Source organism: Paenibacillus sp. FSL P4-0176 (assembly GCF_037975265.1).
In the GTDB taxonomy this organism is placed as follows: Bacteria; Bacillota; Bacilli; order Paenibacillales; family Paenibacillaceae; genus Paenibacillus; species Paenibacillus amylolyticus.
In genome coordinates, this window is sequence record NZ_CP150242.1 from 1,590,001 (window position 1) to 1,610,048 (window position 20,048).

Consider the following 20,048-nt stretch of genomic DNA (forward strand, 5'->3'; position numbering starts at 1 on the left):
TCACATCTAATGTCCGATCAGACCTGCCTGAGGAAAGACTACAGACTGCTGAGTAATCTGTTCCAGTTCGTTCAGAATCTGCAACCGGCCACCCGGGGTCCAGCATAACCGTTGCCAGTTCGAAATATCGTGAACGTTACCATACAATACAGCAGGGGATCGATTCCACGATGCCGTTTGTTTCATGCGTCGGAACACCTTTTCACTGGCAGGTTGAAGCGAAGCACGATGGATTAACAGGTAATCCGTGTCCAGCACGGGAATACTATCCGCTACATACTCATTTCTGGAACTTTCGGGAGATACAAGCTGAGCATGCTGAAGTCCCAATTCAGCATACAACAAGTTATTTAATGGATGCTCGCCAGTCCCTTGTAAGCGAATGAACTGGTTCGTAATCTCCATCAGAGCCAACCGTTTTTGTCCGAAATAGGGTTGCAGGTTCAGGCTTGCTTCAAGCTTGCGAAACTCAAGTTCTTTGAAATTCAGCAACGCTTGTTTCTCACGTCCGACCAGTTCGGCTATGCGAATATGGTTCTCTTTCCAGTCATCGGTAGACTCCAAGATGATGGTGGGTGCAATACTTTTCAGGCGATCGTAATAGGGCTTGTGGTAAAAGTCACCGATGATCAAGTCTGGCTTCGCCTGCCGAAGTTGATCGAATTGTCTGGTTAATCGGCGTTCTTGTTCATATTCATCCGATTCTCGGTCAAACACACCTTCACCTTCCAGCACAGCTACCGGGCGCAGTCCAAGCGAGGCCAAGTTCTCATGAAATCCCATAATGGATGCCGTAGCTACGCGAAGTTGATCTCTTTTCATATATACGCTGGGAGCAATCCCCAAGGTTTGTTTGAATTTGCGGCTAAAATAATACTCATTGCCATACCCGACAGATACCGCGACGTCTTTTAGGACACAGGATTCCTCTGTCAGCTGTTTTTTGGCTTCGTTTATACGTAAACGATTCAGGTAATCGGTCGGTGACATGCCTTTGGCCTTCTTGAAACTGCGTGAATAAGAGCTGGGCGTGAGTCCAGCAATCTTGGCAAGCTGATCCATGCTGATTCCTTCACTCATGTAACGTCGCATATACATAATACTGCGTTCCAAGGCAGGGTCCACTTTCTCATGATTGGCTTCCAGCCGGTTCTCTGAGAGAAACTGCAGCAGCTCATGCAGCTGGCTATGTATGCTGATAAAATGATCCGGTTGAAGACCGCGATAGGTTTCATACAGTTGTTCCAAACGTAATACAGCCTGCTGCTCATGACGAACCAGCAACCTGCCTGTCTCCCAATCCAGCGGGAAGGCAGGTGAAGAGGTCATTTTCCATTCACCGCGCACTTGCTGCAAACAAACCGTATCCATGCTTAGCAATATACATTCGGTAACGTTCGAGCGTGCAGCGGCCTCGATGGTTGTTCCTGGCTTCAGTACAAACAAGCTGCCCGCTTGCGCCGTATAGACTGTATCATTCAGGACCAGAACACCGTCTCCTTGCAAAATAAGACAGAGCATGGGCCGTGACACCGTCTTGCCTTGCACACGGAAATTCTCCCCACGACGCACACGGCACATGGAGGAGAGGAGCGGTAGAGATGAGGTTTCAGCAATGAAGGGAAACTGTTCAGTCATACGGACCATCCTTTTGTCTTATTTTTCTTAATGATAACAATTATCATTCTCATATGGAAGATATTTTTGAAAAATAGTTTTCGACAACCAAAAAAGGACTACCAAGAGCCGTTATGGCTGCATGGTAATCCTTTTTGTTATGGACATGTCCGTTGAATGGGCTATACGCCTGAATCAACATGATATGTTAGTACGGTGTCACCAATAGAATATTGTCGAGGAAAACGTCACTCATTACTTTTTTCCCTGTTCCACCCGTTTGCACGTGATACAAGCGATATTGATCTTTGGCATTGATGTAGAAGAGGCCCGCAACATCATCTCTGATATGGAATGCATCCCATTCGTCCCCGGTAAGTTTCGTTACCTTGAGGGCTGTATTAACCGAATAGAGTCCGTTGTTGCCCGAGATGTATGCAGCCGTAGATGTACCATTGGTCAATTGATTCGCAACATACGTTACATTGTTCAGGTTCAGATTGGCAGACTTGGTCACTTTGTTGCCCGAGACCGTTTTGGCATAAGCCTTTTTGTCTGCATCAATAAGGACAACCTTGTCTGTACCTAAGGCACTTACTTCACGAACGCTTTTGTTATGAAGTTGAAGTGTTTTGGCTGAAGTGGTTAACGCAAACGCTTTGCCTTTGGCATAATTGTAATCCTTATTGCTGTCGAGAACGATTCCCTTGTTATACACGTAAAGATTGTTTCCCCAACCACCGGAATATACAGCATTCACATCCAGTTTGGCTTTGGGATTTACCGCAGTTGCTTTGCCAGTGTTGTATTTCACCTTATACATGACAACAGCATTGGTGGAATAGAAATCCTCGTAGGGGTCTGTATTTACCATCAGTTGCAGTTCGTTTTTGGCTTGATTCGTAAAATAACGTCCTTCCACTGCGCCTGCGGCAATCCGCTGCACTGCTCCAGCACCGTTGGACGTTTTGGACACGATCCACGTGTTTCCATTAACTAACGCATTATAGTAGGCGCGCCCTTTGGTTACCAGGAGGAATGGGAAGTCGGTATCAGCCTTGTCAGCAATCTTGGTGACAGATGAAGCGTCACTATTGCCATTCGCGCGATAAATGGTACCTGTAGCATCCAGATAATAGATAAATCCGTTATCCGTGTAATAGCTGAGTACATCTGCAGCAAATGTCTCTGCCGCATCGCTGGACCCGTCATTCGGAACCCGAAGCAAGGTTGTGGAAGAAGCAGTCTGCGTGTAGTAGAGATAAGAGCCTGCCGCGAGCAAGTCCACACCTTGGAAATCAATTAATACTTCTGTTGTATTGCTGCCATCCGCGGATACTTTGTACAAAACTCCGTCGGACTCATAATACACTGTGGATTGGTTAAGTGAAGCTGCCTCGGCTGCGGTTCCACCTCCCAATGTCACTGCTGCAATGAGTGTAAATAACAGCAATGTACAGATGGTGCGTTGTACGTATGTATACCTTGTTTTCATTCGTTCATCGTCCCCTTCGTTCTTCTATATGTATGTCGTTAATTCCTTATGTTATATCGGTAAACTATGGAAGATATGTTAGCTCTCAAACATGAAAAAAAGAAGAGGATGAAATTGAATTTCATAGTCATTCAAACCTGAAATCGAATTGCGCATGATGCTGCCAATCCCGTCCCAAAGCATTCTCCGCCTGACTTGATCGTGATAACATTACACTCAACCAGAGCAGAGGAGTGAGCGATCATGTTAATGAATGTGGCGATCATCGGATTTGGGAACGCAGTGGTGAATTATCATTTTCCTTATCTGGACAAAAAAGAAAACATCAGGGTGAAGATGATATATCGTCGAGAGGAAGATCGGGTTGGTGATACAGAGCGTGAATCACTCTATCCCGAGATTACTTTTTCGACGAATATTGAAGACATATTGCAAGATGATGAGATTGAATTGATTGTTATCGCCACCCATGTGGATAGCCATGTAGAGTACGCTAAGCTGGCATTGGAACGCGGGAAACATGTACTGGTGGAGAAACCATTTGCCTCCACTTCTGCGGCAGCCAAAGATATTTTTGAACTAGCCAATCGTAAAAATCTCATCGCCATGGCAAATCAAAATCGCAGATTTGATGGTGACTTTCTGACATTGAAAAAAGTGATTGAGAGCGGCAAACTGGGGAATATTGTTGAAATCCAGTCCCACTATGATTATTTTCACCCGCAGTATGCGAGAAGTGGATTTGGATTGCTGCATGGTTTGGCCGTACATACCATCGATCAGTTAATCTCTATATATGGCGTAGCTGACCGAATTGAATATGATGTTCGGAGTTTGATCGCGCCGGGTGAATCCGATGATTATATCGATATTGATTTTCGTTATGGACGAATGAAGGCCACGATTAAGTGCAGTCTGCTTGTGAAGATCGAACATCCAAAATTCATTGTACACGGGGATCGAGGGAGCTTTGTTAAATATAGCAGTGGGCATCAAACGAAAAATGGAGATGGACGAACCAGGGTATCCATTGAAGCTGAACCGGAGAATAACTGGGGTACGATTAGTTATGTGGACGATGAGGGAACATCACATACGGAGAAAGTTCCTTCGGAAGCGACAGACTATGGCGTTTTATATGATCAACTGTTTCAAGCCATTCGACATAACGGTGATAAACCGGTCAAGGATGAAGAGGTTTTATATGTATTGGATATTTTACATGACGGAATCGAAGCGGCGAAGAGAGCCAACTGACAAACAACCAACGACAGGAGAGAGACGATATGATGAATATAGCAACGATTGGTACAGGGTCCATTGTGGATGCCATTTTAGCTGCGATTAATGAACTGGATGATGTTACGTGTACAGCGATGTACTCCCGGAAGAGAGAGACAGCACAGGAGCTTGCGGGTAAGTATGGGGTCGATACCATCTATACGGACCTGGAATCCCTATTTTCAGATACAAATGTAGATCTCGTATATATTGCTTCGCCAAACAGCATGCATTACGAACAGGCCTATCAGGCACTTCAACATGGCAAACATGTCGTCTGCGAAAAACCGTTCACGTCCACGCTTCAGGAAGCAGAAACGCTGATTGCACTTGCAAAAGAAAAGAATCTGTTGTTGTTTGAAGCGATCTCCAACATTCATCTGCCCAATATTAAAGTCATACAGGAGCAACTGCCAAAGCTTGGTCCGATCAAACTCATCCAGTGTAACTACAGTCAATACTCGCGCAAATACAATGATCTGCTTGCGGGGGAAACGCCGAACGTATTTAATCCACAATTCTCTGGTGGCGCGCTGATGGATATCAATATTTATAATCTTCATCTGGTCATGAATCTGTTTGGCAGTCCGAATACCGTATCGTATACCGCAAACCAGCATGCAAACGGCATTGATACGTCAGGAGTTGTGGTTCTACAATATCCGGAGTTTATTGCGGAATGTGTAGGTGCCAAAGACACAAACAGCATGAACTTTGTGCTTATTCAGGGCGAGAAAGGTTATCTTCAGGTTGTGGGAGGAGCAAACGGTTGCCGGGAGATCAAGCTTCAGATCGGGAATGAGCCTGCTGAGGCGTATAATGCGCAGACCAAATCCAATTGGCTGTACTATGAGTGGGAAGCGTTCAGGGACATCCATGCAAGTGGGGATCACAAACGGTGTTACGAACTGCTGGAACACAGCCAGTCTGTGATGAGTGTACTCATGAGTGCGCGCAAGGATGCCGGAATTGTATTTGCAGTGGATCAGCGTTAATCGTTAATACGTGTCGCTAATGCTCCCCATGTATAACATGTCGAAAATGTAGAGTACCGAGACCATCGAAGACATTTTGGATAGTCTTAATTGTTCATTGTATCCGTAAGCGAGTAACGTTTCATCACAGTGTTTGGAAAGGGTTGAATGGTTGTTGCCCGTGACCGCGATGACTTTCATCTGTTTGCTATTGAGCACTTTGGCGGCTTCAATCATGGATTGGTTCTCACCTGTGTGCGATATAACAAAAGACAGCGTCAGGCTGTTGGGATTCATCGTGTTCAAGTAATGCATGTTCGGACTATTATGAGCAATCGCAGATATGCCGAGTTCATTCCACTTGGCACAAGCCTGTTGCGCCAGATAATAATTCATATCACTGCCATAGACATCAATGCGTACGGATTCTTTGACCCAGTTCGCGATTCGTAGCAAAACAGGAGCATTTAACATCCGGCGGGTATCCTCCAGCGCCTGCTGGTACAGGTAAGGAACCGAGTCGATGGCAGCCAGCACGTTGCCTTGTTCTGGGAATGTAGGATCCTGCGTCTGCAACGCGGAAGGCATCTGTTGATATTCAAGAGCAAGCTTGAGCTGAAAGTCTGGGTACCCCTTGGTACCCAGCTTTTTGCATAAGCGAACAATGGTGGAAGAGCTTGTATAGGTCTGCTGAGCCAGTTCATGGGCTGTAGAATCAAATACAACTTCGGGGTTACTCAGGATATAGTCCACAATATGTTTCTCCTGTGCCGTTAATTGTGAAGCATATTTTAATTTTTGAAGTAGTTTGGATTCCATACCGTTGTTCCATTCCTCTCTAAAATCATCCCATAGCATATATCTCCACATCATAACCTGCGTATATTTATTTCTCAATCTGCATAGCGGAGCGACAGTGTAGATTGTTGAATTTCGTCGCTACACTCCACATCATTCAAATCTGACTTTCCGCCAGTTGCTGACGACTATTCCACGACGCGACCAGACGAAGAAGAACCAAACTTATGAGCAGGAGCACTGCTCCAATCATGAGTAACATCCAAGGACCAATCAGCAGCATGCCACTGGCTTGACCAGCGACTAAGGCGATGAGGGGAAGGACAATTAATCCGCCGAGCTGATAGGCTTCCTGGAACCCACGGACCTTGGCCGAGATCAGGACGTTTAATAAAATGACCATAAGACTGCAAGCGGGAACAACCCACACGACAAGTATGATCCAGTTCAGATTGGGAAACATCAAGGTTCCAAACATGGGGTACATCAGAATATTGGCAATGATTCCATAGATCAGGAAAGTAACCCAGGATAATAGAATGGAAGGGATCAGGGCAACTAGCACTTTGCCTTTAAAAAGAGTGTCCATGCTGATCGGTGTGAATAACAACCCTACCAACGTCTTGCGTTCTTTCTCACCAGCGAAACTATTGGCCGTCAGAATGCTGGAGGCCATCACCGGAATGATGAGAAACAAGGGAGCGAACATATACATGGCCAAGTAATAGACAATACGATGATTATCTGTAGGCATGGAAGCAAGCTGAGGAATCTGTCCACCATGGGTTAACGCATCCAATGATTCGAGCAGAAAGCTGATGTTGCCCAGAGAACGAAGTTCCATTCTGGAGGCCGCCCACAGGAGGGCAGAGGGCATGATGATTCCAATAATCAGTGGAACGATCAACATGGGCAACCAGAGCTGAACGCTGGCTGTGACGGACCGGATATCTTTACGTACCAGTGCACGTATGGCTTGGCGGTTATTCATGGTGGTGTGCCTCCCTTATGGCAAAATAGATACTTTCCAGATCACTGCCCGTGATGCGGGCCTGATAGACTTGACCATGCTCCGTTAATTGCCTTAGCAGTAATGGAATATCTTCACGCGATGTAAGCTGAAATACTGCTTGATGTGTGGAGATTATTTCAGGTGTGTAGTCGGTTGCTGTGTGCCATCCTTCGGGCATGTCGGCTTCTACTTCGAGCTTCGGAGTGGACAGGTACCGGCTAACAATCTCCTGTTCCGTGCCTTCCTCAACGATGCGCCCCTTTTCCATGAAAATATAATGATCACAGACGGCTGACAACTGGGACAGCACATGGGATGAGACCAGGATTGTCATCTTTTCTTCCTTATTTAACTGACGGATAAAGCGCAGCACCATCTGAATTCCATCCGGATCCAGGCCATTGGTGGGCTCATCCAGAAACAGGATGGAAGGACGGTGCAAGAGTACTCGTGCAAGGCCCAAGCGTTTCTTCATGCCTGTGCTATAGGTGCCGACTTTTCGATGCTGATAATCCTGCAACTCGAACAGATTTACAAGCTCGTCGATTCGTTTCTTGGCATGCTTCAGGCCAAAAACATCTGCGAAGAAAGTCAGATTGTCACGCCCGCTCATATTTTCATATAATCCACTTTGCTCGGTAAGAGTGCCACACATGGCCAGTACTTTCTCCGCCTCACGAGCGGCGTCCAATCCGTTAATGGTTACCTGTCCACCGGAAGCGCCTAAGACACCATTCATGATACGGATCAGTGTGGTTTTGCCTGAACCGTTGGGTCCAATCAACCCGGTGACACTGCCTTGTTTAACTGTGAAACTGACATCATGCAGTGCTTGATGCACCTTGAATTGCTTGGATATGTTGCGTACTTCGATCATGTATATTCACCGTCCGATCTGAGTTTGGAGATTATACGTGTGGTAGGCTGATATCGTTCAAATGGACGACAAAAAAGATCTATTCCTCCTTCAATAGTCCCGAATGTAAGATGCACATTTACCCTGAAGTCTGTCTGAAATCGGGTCTCAGGTTTGTTTTCACTCTGCCTTGTAACATGTATCCTTATTTTAGGGTAGAACATCCGTTTCATTGCTATTCATAACGTGGTAATGAAAGATAAGGCCTTACGTCTCATGAATGCCTGAAATATGCATATAACGCCGGTCTTGGTTATCCAGGGCCGGCTTGACGTGATGTTTTGGCGTGCCTGTCACGGGGAACGTCTGTTTCTAACGATTACATAATGAATTCGTCTAACACATCCATATGAATACATCGTATGGGTACATATTGTGTATTGGACGTAGAGGAAGGTGAGTGAGTCATGACAGCATCCAATGAATATCGTTTTCAAGTGAACCTGAGCGGGATGATCCAGATTTTATCCAACCATCTATATAGCAGTCCTAAAGTGTTCTTGCGCGAACTGATGCAGAATGCGACGGATGCGATTACCGCACGAACGGAGGCGGAGCCAGGGTATCAGGGTGAAGTTCGTGTTGAACTGACGGGAACAGGTGAGCAATTGACCATGATGGTGGAGGATAACGGCATCGGCTTGACTGAAGCTGACATCCATGAATTCCTGGCGATGATTGGACAATCCTCGAAGAGGGGGCAGCAAGCGCTGCTGGATGGAGAGACGTCCTTTATCGGGCGTTTCGGGATTGGGTTGTTATCCTGTTTCATGGTGAGTCACGAAATTGTCATGCTGACGCAATCCGCGAAGGGCGGCCCTTCGATGGAGTGGCGGGGCAAGCCGGATGGCACCTATACGATTCGACAGTTGGACACACAGCTGTCCCCGGGGACCAAAGTATATCTGCGTTGCACACCGGACGCGGCGCACTACTTTGAACCAGAGTATGTGAAAGAAGCTCTGTTCTATTACGGAGCATTATTGCCGTATCCGGTCACGTTGTATCATGACGGCGCGCAACATGTGGTGAATAGCGAGACACCGATCTGGCTGATGGACCCTGCACTCGCACGTTCACGCAGAGCGGAGGTATTGGCTTTTGGTGAACGTCTGCTTGGCGAGCAGTTCCAGGACTTCATTCCGTTGACGACAGCTTCAGGCCGTACCGGGGGTATTGCTTTTGTACTGCCACACGCGGTTAATCTGAATGCCAAGCGTTCTCACCGGGTTTACCTGAAGCGAATGCTGATTTCGGAGAAGGCTGAGAACATTTTGCCAGAGTGGGCTTTCTTCGTGAAATGTCTGATCTGGACAGATGAGCTTCAACCGACGGCATCACGGGAACATTTTTATGAAAATGAAAAGCTGGAGGAAGTTCGCTCCGAACTCGGAGACGCACTTCGCAAGGGACTGGCCGACATGGCTGAGAGCCAGACAGAACGGCTACAGAAGCTGATTCGCCTGCATGCTCTGTCCATGAAGGCACTGGCTGTGCAGGATCAAGCATTCTACGCGATGATTCACCGCTGGCTGCCATTTGAGAGCACGAGGGGTCACCGTGAACTTGGTGAGCTGATCGATGAAGGAGAGACGTTGTATTTCACGTCCTCTGTTGATGAGTACCGTCAGATTCATCATGTGGCATCCGCACAATCGATGCTGGTGATTAATGGTGGTTACATCTATGACAGCGAGTTGATGGCGACACTGCCAATGACCGTGCACAACGTACACACGGAGCGGCTACAGCCGGATCAGGTCTCGATGAGTTTCACCGATGTGCCACCCGCTGAGCGTAATCAGTATTATGATGCATTGCGACTGGCCGATTCTGCCTTACAGCGCTTCCGCTGTCGGGCTGAGGTGAAAGGTTTTAAGCCATCGGATCTGCCAGTGTTGTTCACACTGTCTCAGGAATCCTCAACCCTGCGTGCGCTTGAAAAAGCAAGCGAGGAGAGCACGGAATTGTTCTCGTCTGTTCTGGGTTCATTGTCTTCTGGCATGAGTTCAGCAGGGTACTCAACCTTGTATTTGAACGTGAGTAATCCGATCATTCAGCGGGTACTGACATCACCGGATGACCAGATGACGCCGATTGCCATCGAAATGTTATACGTCAATGCACTGATGATGGGGCATTATGCCATGAGCAAGCAGGAGCTTGAAGTGTTAAATCAGGGCATTGTTCGTTTTATAGATTGGGGTTTGCGTGCAAATACAGATCGTAAGGGGGATGCCTGATGAAGACAGAGATGGATTTTGAAGAACTGATGGACGAGGCCTATGGTTTGCCCAATGGTCCGGCGAAACTTGGTATGCTGGAGGAAGCAGCAAGAGTTGCCGATGTGAACGGCATGGAGGAAGAGGCATATGAAGCAAGATCGGAGATTGTGGAGACAGCAACATTCTGTGGTTATCCGATGAAAGCGCTGATTGCTTTTTCCTGGCAGCTGGGCAAGTTCGACCAACAACCCGAAGAATATGATGAAGAAACGTTAATGTGGTCGTACAAATGGATATTGGGCAAGATGCCCGACTTCCCGGAAATATCACGCGAGAAGATCCTAGAGCTGTTGGAGGATTTCGGACGGCGCTTCAAGTCCTACGGTTACAGCGAACGCTCCTACTGGTATTATCGGTTCCGGATCTTTATGGATTTTGGGGAGCTGGAGGAAGCGGGACGCAGTTATGATCGATTCAGAACGATGGATCGTGACTTTATGAGTGACTGCGAAGCCTGTGAGCAGGATGAGATTATGCGATATTTCTTGTTAAAAGGAGACGATGAGAAGGTGTTGGAGGCGGCACAGCCTATCCTGAAAGGGCGTATGAGCTGTGCAGAGATTCCGCATCTGACTTTGTCTGAAATTTTGATGCCGCTATATCGGTTGGGACGGACTGCGGAAGCAGATAAACATCAGACCAAGGGATATCGCCTGATCAAAGGCCAGAACGATTTTGTGCAGAGTTTTGCGGAGCAGATGGATTATCTCACACGTACGAATCCGGCAAAAGGCATTGATGTGCTGGAGGAAACACTGGTGTTCGCTGCTGATCATGAAGATCCTTACGCCAAAATGTTGTTTTATGCCAGAGCAGCATCGTTGCTTCGCCGCTGGGTGGAAGAATCTCCAGAATACCGATTGCGTCTGCCAGCATCCTTCCCGTATGAAGGCGATCCGGGCGACCTGCTCAAGCTGGCCGATTACTTTGCGGAGCATGCTCAGACCGCTGCAGCTAAGTTTGATCAGCGCAACGGGAACCACCATGTATCTTCGTTGATCGAATAGAGACGGATATAACTCAGTAACAGATCGCTATAATAAGTTATGAAAAGTAACGAAACAGGCTTGTTCGAGAAGGATTGTATCCTTCTGAACAAGCCTGTTTTTTTCTTGCATCATAAGCATGATCAATCTAATCGGTATGAAGATGTTTTATTTTTATTGTGCTGAAGTCACAGAAGGGACCGGCGCTGGTACAGGAACCGGAGCAGTTTCAGATGTCTCATCTGCAGGCTCAGCTCCTTCAGCAGGTTCTGCTTGTGGCTGCTGAGCAGCCATCAGTTCAGCGACGATTTGATCTGTTGGTTGGGTAAGCAGCGCATACATGATCGCAGCCTCTTCCTGACGAATCAGAGGTTTGCGGGAAAGGAAATCAACAGAACCATCCTCCATTACCTTCACCTCGGGTCCATGGATACCAAGCTTCGCCATCATCTGAATGGCTGGTACAGCCCATGCATCTGTGTGCCCCGCAAGTTTCACATCATTGAACAGTTCGCTAGGATATTGTAGTTGCATAATTCTCCACATCATGACCATTGCTTCCTGTCGGATAATCACTTGATCCGGCTTAAATTGCTGTTCGTCCGTGCCAGTAATCATACCCAACTCATATCCGAGTTGAATATATCCGGCTGCTGCATGATCTGCCCAGTCGGTGCCAGCAGGAGGCGTAGTTTTGCTGGGCTTCAATCCACTCAGTTTAAGGGTGTTCTCAATAAATTCAGCTCGTGTCACACCTGTTTTTGGTTGGAAAGACTTGTTGCCATCATTCTCATAATATCCAAGAGATTGTATGGCATAGATGGCTTCGGCATAAGGACTGTTCTCACGAACATCCCGGAAGCCCATAGGCTTTTGACCTTTTTTCTCATAACCCATAGGGTTGAGGTAAGGTTCTTTCATGTATGTGGTTCCATCTGCATATTCTTTGAATGCTGTGAATTGACCAGTCAATTCATCTTTGAAGAGATTATCTTCCACCTGAATCAGGTTGCGTTGACCCAGGAATACATCGTTAATGCTCAGTTGTCCTGGCTTATCCCCGCCACCTTTCAAGGAACTTACAATCGTGCTAAGTCGAAGATCTGCGTACAATCCGGTGAAGCGTTGCAGCTCAGCTGCGGATTGCGGCGTGTATTCCTTGAACTGTACAGGCTCTGCATATTCCGGGAAGAAGCTCTGGATGAATGCAGGGTAGAACAGGTTACGAAGTGCTCCATTTTGATTATACGTCAGGAAAACGCCTGTATTTTGCTCGGGAATAAGGAAGAGATAAGAGCTGAATCCGGTCAGGTCGCCTCCTTTTGTAATAACTTTTGGACTACTTCCTGCTCCGGGAAGCTGAAATGCAGCTTCGAATCCATACGTCGTGTTTGGTAACAGTGGATGAATGGAAGAACGGTACTGTTCCATACTTTTTACCGTGGATTCCTTGAAAATTCGCTTGTTGTCCTTCACGCCATCATTCAGGAACGCAATCATGAACTTCCCGATGTCCTCAGCGGTAGACAACATGCCACCTTGAGGCATTGGTGTTGGAGAGATGGTGTAAAGATCAAGCGGATTGTGTGCCGCATCATAGCCCGTGGCCAGCTGCTTTTGGAACTTTTTGTCCAGCATGAAACTGCTGTTATCCATTCCTAGCGGTTTGAAGATATGTTGTTGCATGTAGGATTCAAAGGGTTCGCCGCTTACATTTTCAACAATCATACCAAGCAGCAAAAACGAGAAATTATCGTACATATAGGCGCTACCAGGCTCGCGAACGACAGGAGGCATGTGTTGCTTAGCGTAATCCTCCATCGCTATGTACTTGTCGAAATCAGTATGGATGTCTTCCTGCTGCGGATCACGGATCTCGAATCCGGTCGTGTGTGTGAGCAGGTTCTCCACAGTTACAGGTTTGTCAAAAGGATTATCAAATTCGAGCCCTTTCACATAGGTCTGAAAGTCAGCTTGCAGATCAACCTTGCCTTGCTCTACCAGCTGCATTACAGCTGCTGACGTGAACGTTTTGGAGACAGAGGCTACGCGGAAAGCGGTATTTTTGGGATCGATCGCTGTTTTACTCTCCACATCGGAGAAGCCATATCCTTTTTCCGCCAGAACTTTGCCATCCTTCACAACAACAACGGAGGCTCCCACATAATGGGCTTTTGCCTCAGGTGAATCGAAGAATGAATCCAGAAATGCTGTAGCTGATTCGGTTGTCAGCGCTTTCGTCTTTCCTTGTTCAGCAGCTACTGGAGTTGCGGTCTCCGCCTGAACTGCGGGTACCCACAGACTGAGAGACAGAACCACAGCCATAAAAGCTCCTGTTAGGGAGGTGAACCTGAAACGGGTCTTTCGTTTGGATAAATGCATGCAAACACTCCTTTATGAAAATATTTACAAAATAGTTACCTAACCATGTATTACTGATTACTCGCACGATAGGTTTCACGATAATAGATTCCGATGTTGGCAATCCAGATCACAGAGAGCATTACAATCGGGAATGGAGCAAAGGTAAAGAGCATCGAATATAGAACCATAGAGACCATTCCAACACCAAGAAGTACATTCATCATCTGAAAAGAACGATAGGCTGCGCGATAGACAATCCATTTCTCGCCTTCATCCAGCTTCTCAAAATGATCTTTCTTCATATTGCGCGAGTTCAGATCCAGAGTGCGTTCAGGATAATAACGGTTGTATCGCTTCACAGTCAGAGTTTGCACGACCACGACGATGATAATAGAGATACACGAAGCAACAAAATTCAAGAGGTTGAACAGTTCTGGAGAATTCGGCATGGTTCGGTTGGATGCATACAAGGACAAGGCAAGTGCTGCCCAGGTAAACGTAAGAATAACGCTGAATCCGCTGAGGATCATCGCTTTTCCGAGGGAGCGCTCTGCGGGAGAGATGAGTGAATCGGAATCTCCATAAGCATCATTTTCCATGGGAGGGACAGATGGCGTGCGGGAGAGACTGAAGATGTTCCACACCGTCATAACTACCACAAGAGCCGCCAGGATTGCGAATAAAAGATCATAGTCATAATACACGGACAGCGTCCAGTTCAAGTCAGAAGGGAGTTTACTGACTCCGCTAGCGCCGAGAAAACCAACTACAGCGCCACCGGCTGCATACAAGGGAAGACGCAACCGCTTTTTAATGGACGAGGATGATGAATTTTTCATTTTAATCTCCACCTTTCAGTTCAAAGATTTTTTCGACAGGTTCACGAAATACATGTGCTATTTTTAGTGCCAGAACGACCGACGGAGAGTAATCTCCACGCTCAATCAGGGCAATGGTTTGACGGGATGCACCAATGAGTTTGGCCAGTTCTGCTTGGGATAGCCGGTCTCTGGCTCGTAACTCCCGAACGTGATTGTGTAATTCTTCCACTTGCTCACCTCCATGAACCTAATGTACATGATATTTGACTAAATGTAAACTATAATATACAAAATGTTAAAGATAATTTACTTCTGAACGTTGATCATGGACATGAAAAAGAGAGCCAGTTGGGCTCCCTAGGATGATTATTTTGTTGTCCGAAAAGTTGCCAGAAAAGTGAAATCAAGATGCATCTGCACACGGCAGATGTTGATTCTGTTCCTCTGCCTTCCGAAGTAACATTCGGAAAAAGATGAGCGCTCCAAGCCCCATCAGGATATACAGACCAGCCATCGCATAGGAGGGCAGAAAGGCTCCAATGGTTAACCCGAGACTGCCGAGAAGGGCAGCAGCGTTGTAACTCAACCCGTCAGCAGCCATATAGGCAGCACGGTCCGAATCTGGAATCATACCCGCGAGCATGACCTGACGAACAGGGGCATACATCAACTCTCCAATTGTTAGCAATATAGCGGATGAGATGAGTAACCAGGCCCAGTTGCTGAAAGCAAGTACGGTGAAACCTGCGGTGTAGAGGAGCATACCAACAGTCATAATAGATCGGGACTGGAAGCGACCTATCCATCTGGTGAATGGAATGGCAACCAAGGCAACCATTACGGTGTTGATGACCATGATCAGGCTGAACATATGCAGACCTGAGATATCTGAGCCGAGCAGTTGGGCGGTGAATTCATTTTTTAGACGAACAGCGATGTATTTATCCAATTGAAATTCCAGGGAGACTGCAAGTACAGTAGCCGTGAAAAATATCATGAAACGTTTGTCCTGAAAGACCGCCCAGTAGGTTTTCAATATGTTCCTCTGGATGGGAGCATCGCCATAACCTGATTCACGTTTATCCATTGTTTCACGAATCATAAAGATCAAAATAAACAGGGTAGCTAGGCTTTCAAGGCATACCAGACTGAACAATAGGAAACGAAATGATTCGAAAAACAGCCCGCCCATCAGTGCACCAAAAGTTACAGCAACATTTGTTGTCCAATATTGCAACCCATATACATAATGACGTTCATGTTCACTGCTCACGTCGACAATCATGGCATTAGCAATCGGCACGGTGATCCCTGAACTGAGACTGCTGAGCAGAAACATGAGGCAAGTGACGATGATCGAATCCATCCACGGAGAATTGGCGATGGCCAAGCCGAGTAGAGCCATGACTTGGAGACTTTGTGCGATCACCATTAATTTTTTTCGTCCAATTCGGTCAGACCAATATCCTGCCCACAATCCCACAATCATGGAAGCCACAATATTGACCGTCAGCAATAACCCCGCCAAACCTGCGCCAATCTGAATACTCAGATAGATCGCCATGAATGGAATGATGGACTTTTGGGTCAGATCGGTGAAAAAATCAGTAATGATACGTATCCTGATGTTCGGGTGCAGATCGGCGTATTTCATAAATCGTTGTTCTTCCTTCCCACTGGTCATGTTGATGTTACTGAGTATAATGGAGGAAAACCTGAAGAAAAACTGTAGAAGCATCCGGATGGATTTCGTATTTTAGCAGAAGGTAGGGTATATATGGACGTATCAGAACATTACATTCAACTGCGATTAAACTTTCCACATGTACATGATGAACAAGAAGTACTTACAACGGTAGGTGAACTTGCCGATCTTTTATGTTGTACCATGCGCAATATGAACCTCATTATGAACAAATTTAAGGAGAACGGATGGGTCAGGTGGAACCCGCAGCGCGGAAGAGGCAAAAAATCGATGCTGGTATTTTGTGTCCCGTTGCTTGAAGTGGCGCGTGAACGATTTGACCATCTCCTGGATGGGAACAGGATGGAGGACGCCTATGAACTGGCCGCCACCTTACCAATTACGATGAGAGAACATCTTATGCAGCAAATGCAGCATCAATTTGGTCTGCGTTCGAATGGAGGGGACAGAGGACGAGTGGATACATTGCGGATTCCACGGAATATCCCTTTTAAGACATTGGATCCCACGCAGACGGCCATGTGGGGAGAAGTTTTTATTGTTGCAGAGGTTTTTGATCGTTTGGTTCGTTATAATGCTGAACACCAGGTCTGTGAACCGAGTCTGGCTGTGGCATGGGAGAGTCATTCAGAGGGGAGCGAATGGACCTTTTATCTGCACAAAGGTATACCCTTTCATCATGGCAGAATATTGGATTCAGAGGACGTGAAGTTTACCTTTGATCGTATTATCTCTGACAATAGTAACCCGTGCAGGCCTCTGTTTGGATCTATTGAGCGCATAGAGACGTTGGACGAATTGACTGTACGTTTTGTGTTAAACAAGCCTAACTTCATGTTCCCGGATCTGATGAGCAGTATGTCTGCATCGATCTTGCCGAGAGATGTGGAGATGAATCCGCTCCATCCGATTGGAACAGGACCTTATCGGTTGACGCGTCATGATTCCAAGCTGCTTGTGTTGGAAGTATTCCCTTCCTACTTCCGAGGCCGAGCCTATATTGACCGCGTTGAAATATGGCAACTTCCCCATTCTGGGAGGGTGGAGTCCGTCATCAAGCATAATATATTTCCGGATGCGGAGCCTCGTGCCGTGCAGCATGAGATGCAGGGTGGCATGTATATGACGTTTAATATGCAGAAGGAAGGGCCGCAGCATGAGGTGAATTTTCGCCGGGCTGTTCAACAGCTATTGAATGCGCAGGAGTTGTCGCAAGCGCTCGGAAGCACGAACACGCAGGCTGCTTATAGTCTGATTCGAGGACGAGTACAGCAACCTTTAAAGGTGGGTTCAGATCAAGGGGAGCCAGGGAAACAGCAATCGGAACAACCGGATGGTTCGGTCACACCTGTACCTGAACTTTCCGTGGAGACCTCACTGGCGCGGGCCTCAGCATTATTGCGTCATAGCTCTTATCAAGGGCAGAGTTTAAGTCTGTGGGTGGAAGAAGGCGAGAAGATGGAGACGGATATGGTCTGGTTTGCAGAGAGATGTAAACAGATTGGCCTATATATCAACATTATGCCGGGAGATCCGGTCCACGCAGTCTATCAAGATGGGTTTGGGGATTGTGATCTGATCTATACAGGAGAAATTTTCAATGATAATGTCGTGCTGAGTCTCGTGACGATGTACACCTTCCAGAACACGTTATTCCTGATTGCGATGAATGATTACTGGAGACATGAACTGGAACAGGAATGTGGACGAGTGGTCATGATCCAGGAAGCTGCGGAGCGGTTGAATAGATTGATTCGGCTAGAAGATCGACTGATTCAGGAGGCATTGCTTCTGCCCACATACAGCTTCAAGGAAGAACACGCCCATCATGATTCGCTGAGAGATTATCGTCTTGCGGGGTATGGTCTGCCTGATCTGCGCAGATTGTGGGTGAAGAGAAGCCCTGGGGCTGCTGAAGAGGATACGAGTTATCCGGTGTATATTCCGTTGTGGTAGGATTAGCTGCCACAACGGAAATGAATCAGGCGTTTTCTATATAAATTGAACTAAACATTTATACAAAACGGAGAGGACAGAAATAACCTGAGGAAGCAGAGCGTTCGCCTTTATCCCCGGATTTTCACTTTATGAAAAGAAATCAAAAAAATCTGGGGATAACAGCGATCAGAAGGTTGTTCTGTCATCGGAGTGACCAGTGTAAATATATTCATTAGTTCAATTTATATAGGTTCAGATCATTTACGAAACCCTGATGAATTCAATAGGCTTTGTACCCGGTTCAAGCAACAAAGGAATGGAGATGGATTGAGCAACTTCTGAAGATTCATTGAGGGTAAACGTATACGTGATCTTCAGACCGAATAACACAAATTCGACGGAAAACGTATCTTTCCCGGTGTATTCCATGGGCATTTCAATGGCGTTAAAGGTTGCTTGCAACCCGTCCGTTGTCTCTTGAATCGACATCTCGCCATAACCAGGATGCGTGTAAATACCCGCATAAGCGGTGTAAGGGCGATCACAAGGTATGATGTGAGGTTCTTCAATATTTTCCTCAACGGCAGTGTCTGCTTGAATAGGCACTTCCAGAGGATTCTCCGGATTAGCCTCCGTTTCTGTTGATTCTTTCCCCATTAATTTTCTCAATTTGAAACTCCAATTGACGGGCTCTAATCCAAGCAGTCGGTCCATGATATGAAAAGCAACCGTATAGGGAATTATACTTCCGTTGGTATTACTCAGAACCACGATTCCAATCTGCTCCTCTGGCAAAAAGGCAACTTGTGATGCAAAGCCATCAATAGCCCCACCATGATGAATCATGGCATGTCCACGATAAGGCTCAATCATCCAACCCAGACCATATGTACTCATAGGCAGTTCTTGGCTTATAAACGGCGAATCACTGGGCATCTGAGGACTATGCATAATCTTCATCTGTTCCTTAGATATCAATGACGTTCCTTCCCATTGACCTTGATGCAACTGGAATTGAAGCCATGCAATCATATCGATTAGATTGCTGTTAATGGAACCAGCAGGTCCTATGGCATCAATGGCTCGAAAAGGTATTCTCGTATTCTGACCATCCTTCTCCATATAAGGGTAAGCATAGTCAGGCTGAAGTTGCATTTTTTCAACAGAGAACAGACTTGAGTTCATACCCAGCGGATTAAATAGAGTCTTCTGAACCATCTGCTCCCACGAAGTTTCATCGAGCTGTCCAACCAGATAACCTGCCGTCATGTACATCAGGTTCTGATACTGCCATTTGTTTCGGAAATCCTGATTTGGCTCCAGATACTGTAATGTTCGAACAAGTTCTTCTCTTGTACGCGGGGAGTTGTACCATACCAACTCATGCCTTGGAAGACCCGAACGATGACACAGCATGTCGCGAATAGTTATACGTTCTGTTGCGACCGGATCAAACATCTGGAAGTCTTTCATATACGACTTCACAGGGGTATCCCAGTCCAGTATCCCCTGATCCACAAGCAGAGCAGCAGTTGCTGCGGTAAAGGCTTTGGTACTTGAACCGATGGCAAACAACGTATTAGGGGTAACTTCAAGTTTGGACTCCAGGTCACGATAACCGTAGCCTTTTTGCCAGACGACTTCATCCTTATGGACCACCGCCACCGCTGTGCCGACACCATTCCATAATTGAAGCTGCTCGTCGATGAATTCATCCAGTCCTTCCAGTGATGTGCTAAGCTTTGTTGTCGTCATACCTTTTCCTCCTAATATTCAATAAAAAGAATAATCTCCTACAATTCACTATGCCTTTTCTGGATAAAGTTAACATCCTCCCTGAGACTGATTTTGCGTAG

The 20,048-nt window shown here is 46.6% G+C and carries 15 protein-coding genes; 5 read left to right on the forward strand and 10 right to left on the reverse strand.

From position 1 onward, the window contains the following. Nucleotides 1-6: 6 nt before the first annotated feature. On the reverse strand, nt 7-1,638 hold the full coding sequence (locus MKY95_RS07065; RefSeq protein WP_076319094.1) for a helix-turn-helix domain-containing protein: 1,632 nt from the start codon (nt 1,636-1,638) through the stop codon (nt 7-9). A 187-nt stretch (nt 1,639-1,825) separates the two neighbouring features. Then, complete coding sequence (locus MKY95_RS07070; RefSeq protein ID WP_036669021.1) at nt 1,826-3,112, reverse strand: hypothetical protein; 1,287 nt, start codon at nt 3,110-3,112, stop codon at nt 1,826-1,828. Nucleotides 3,113-3,355: 243 nt separating this feature from the next. Between MKY95_RS07070 and MKY95_RS07075 the strand changes: the two genes are divergently transcribed. Both MKY95_RS07075 and MKY95_RS07080 read left to right on the forward strand, forming a co-directional pair. After that, nucleotides 3,356-4,369: a Gfo/Idh/MocA family oxidoreductase gene (locus tag MKY95_RS07075; RefSeq protein ID WP_036611210.1), complete on the forward strand. Its 1,014-nt coding sequence runs from the start codon at nt 3,356-3,358 to the stop codon at nt 4,367-4,369. 32 nt (nt 4,370-4,401) lie between these two features. Beyond that, nucleotides 4,402-5,388, forward strand: a complete 987-nt coding sequence (locus MKY95_RS07080) for a Gfo/Idh/MocA family oxidoreductase (protein ID WP_036611539.1) — start codon at nt 4,402-4,404, stop codon at nt 5,386-5,388. A 3-nt stretch (nt 5,389-5,391) separates the two neighbouring features. Here MKY95_RS07080 and MKY95_RS07085 read toward each other — a convergent pair whose 3' ends face one another. The 3 genes from MKY95_RS07085 to MKY95_RS07095 form a co-directional block, all read right to left on the reverse strand. Further along, nucleotides 5,392-6,186: a MurR/RpiR family transcriptional regulator gene (locus tag MKY95_RS07085; protein WP_036611537.1), complete on the reverse strand. Its 795-nt coding sequence runs from the start codon at nt 6,184-6,186 to the stop codon at nt 5,392-5,394. A gap of 136 nt (nt 6,187-6,322) precedes the next feature. Next, nucleotides 6,323-7,156, reverse strand: coding sequence for an ABC transporter permease (locus MKY95_RS07090; RefSeq protein WP_036611208.1), 834 nt, complete (start codon nt 7,154-7,156; stop codon nt 6,323-6,325). Continuing rightward, complete coding sequence (locus MKY95_RS07095) at nt 7,149-8,054, reverse strand: ABC transporter ATP-binding protein (RefSeq protein ID WP_036611206.1); 906 nt, start codon at nt 8,052-8,054, stop codon at nt 7,149-7,151. The genes MKY95_RS07090 and MKY95_RS07095 overlap by 8 nt, the downstream gene beginning before the upstream one ends. A gap of 446 nt (nt 8,055-8,500) precedes the next feature. Here MKY95_RS07095 and MKY95_RS07100 point away from each other — a divergent pair, with 446 nt between their 5' ends. Next, nucleotides 8,501-10,336 carry an HSP90 family protein gene (locus MKY95_RS07100; RefSeq protein ID WP_036611204.1) on the forward strand — a complete coding sequence of 612 codons (1,836 nt, stop codon included), beginning with the start codon at nt 8,501-8,503 and terminating at the stop codon, nt 10,334-10,336. Beyond that, a complete protein-coding gene (locus tag MKY95_RS07105; RefSeq protein ID WP_036611202.1) occupies nt 10,336-11,385 on the forward strand; it encodes a hypothetical protein in 1,050 nt (349 codons plus the stop codon). The genes MKY95_RS07100 and MKY95_RS07105 overlap by 1 nt, the downstream gene beginning before the upstream one ends. Nucleotides 11,386-11,538: 153 nt before the next feature. On the opposite strand, the gene MKY95_RS07110 is transcribed toward MKY95_RS07105, so the two are convergent. The 4 genes from MKY95_RS07110 to MKY95_RS07125 all read right to left on the reverse strand — a co-directional run bounded on the left by MKY95_RS07110 (nt 11,539) and on the right by MKY95_RS07125 (nt 16,233). Beyond that, nucleotides 11,539-13,746, reverse strand: coding sequence for a serine hydrolase (locus MKY95_RS07110; RefSeq protein WP_036611200.1), 2,208 nt, complete (start codon nt 13,744-13,746; stop codon nt 11,539-11,541). 50 nt (nt 13,747-13,796) lie between these two features. Next, on the reverse strand, nt 13,797-14,567 hold the full coding sequence (locus tag MKY95_RS07115) for a DUF3169 family protein (RefSeq protein ID WP_047842012.1): 771 nt from the start codon (nt 14,565-14,567) through the stop codon (nt 13,797-13,799). A gap of 1 nt (nt 14,568) precedes the next feature. Then, nucleotides 14,569-14,778 (reverse strand): helix-turn-helix transcriptional regulator, encoded by a 210-nt coding sequence (locus MKY95_RS07120; protein ID WP_017690042.1) that lies wholly within the window; start codon nt 14,776-14,778, stop codon nt 14,569-14,571. Between the two features lie 174 nt (nt 14,779-14,952). Further along, on the reverse strand, nt 14,953-16,233 hold the full coding sequence (locus MKY95_RS07125) for an MFS transporter (RefSeq protein WP_339189115.1): 1,281 nt from the start codon (nt 16,231-16,233) through the stop codon (nt 14,953-14,955). Between the two features lie 93 nt (nt 16,234-16,326). Between MKY95_RS07125 and MKY95_RS07130 the strand changes: the two genes are divergently transcribed. After that, a complete protein-coding gene (locus MKY95_RS07130; protein WP_339197717.1) occupies nt 16,327-18,210 on the forward strand; it encodes an ABC transporter substrate-binding protein in 1,884 nt (627 codons plus the stop codon). 243 nt (nt 18,211-18,453) lie between these two features. Here the strand turns inward: MKY95_RS07130 and MKY95_RS07135 are convergent, their stop codons facing one another. After that, nucleotides 18,454-19,947 (reverse strand): serine hydrolase, encoded by a 1,494-nt coding sequence (locus tag MKY95_RS07135; protein WP_339197720.1) that lies wholly within the window; start codon nt 19,945-19,947, stop codon nt 18,454-18,456. Nucleotides 19,948-20,048: the final 101 nt, after the last annotated feature.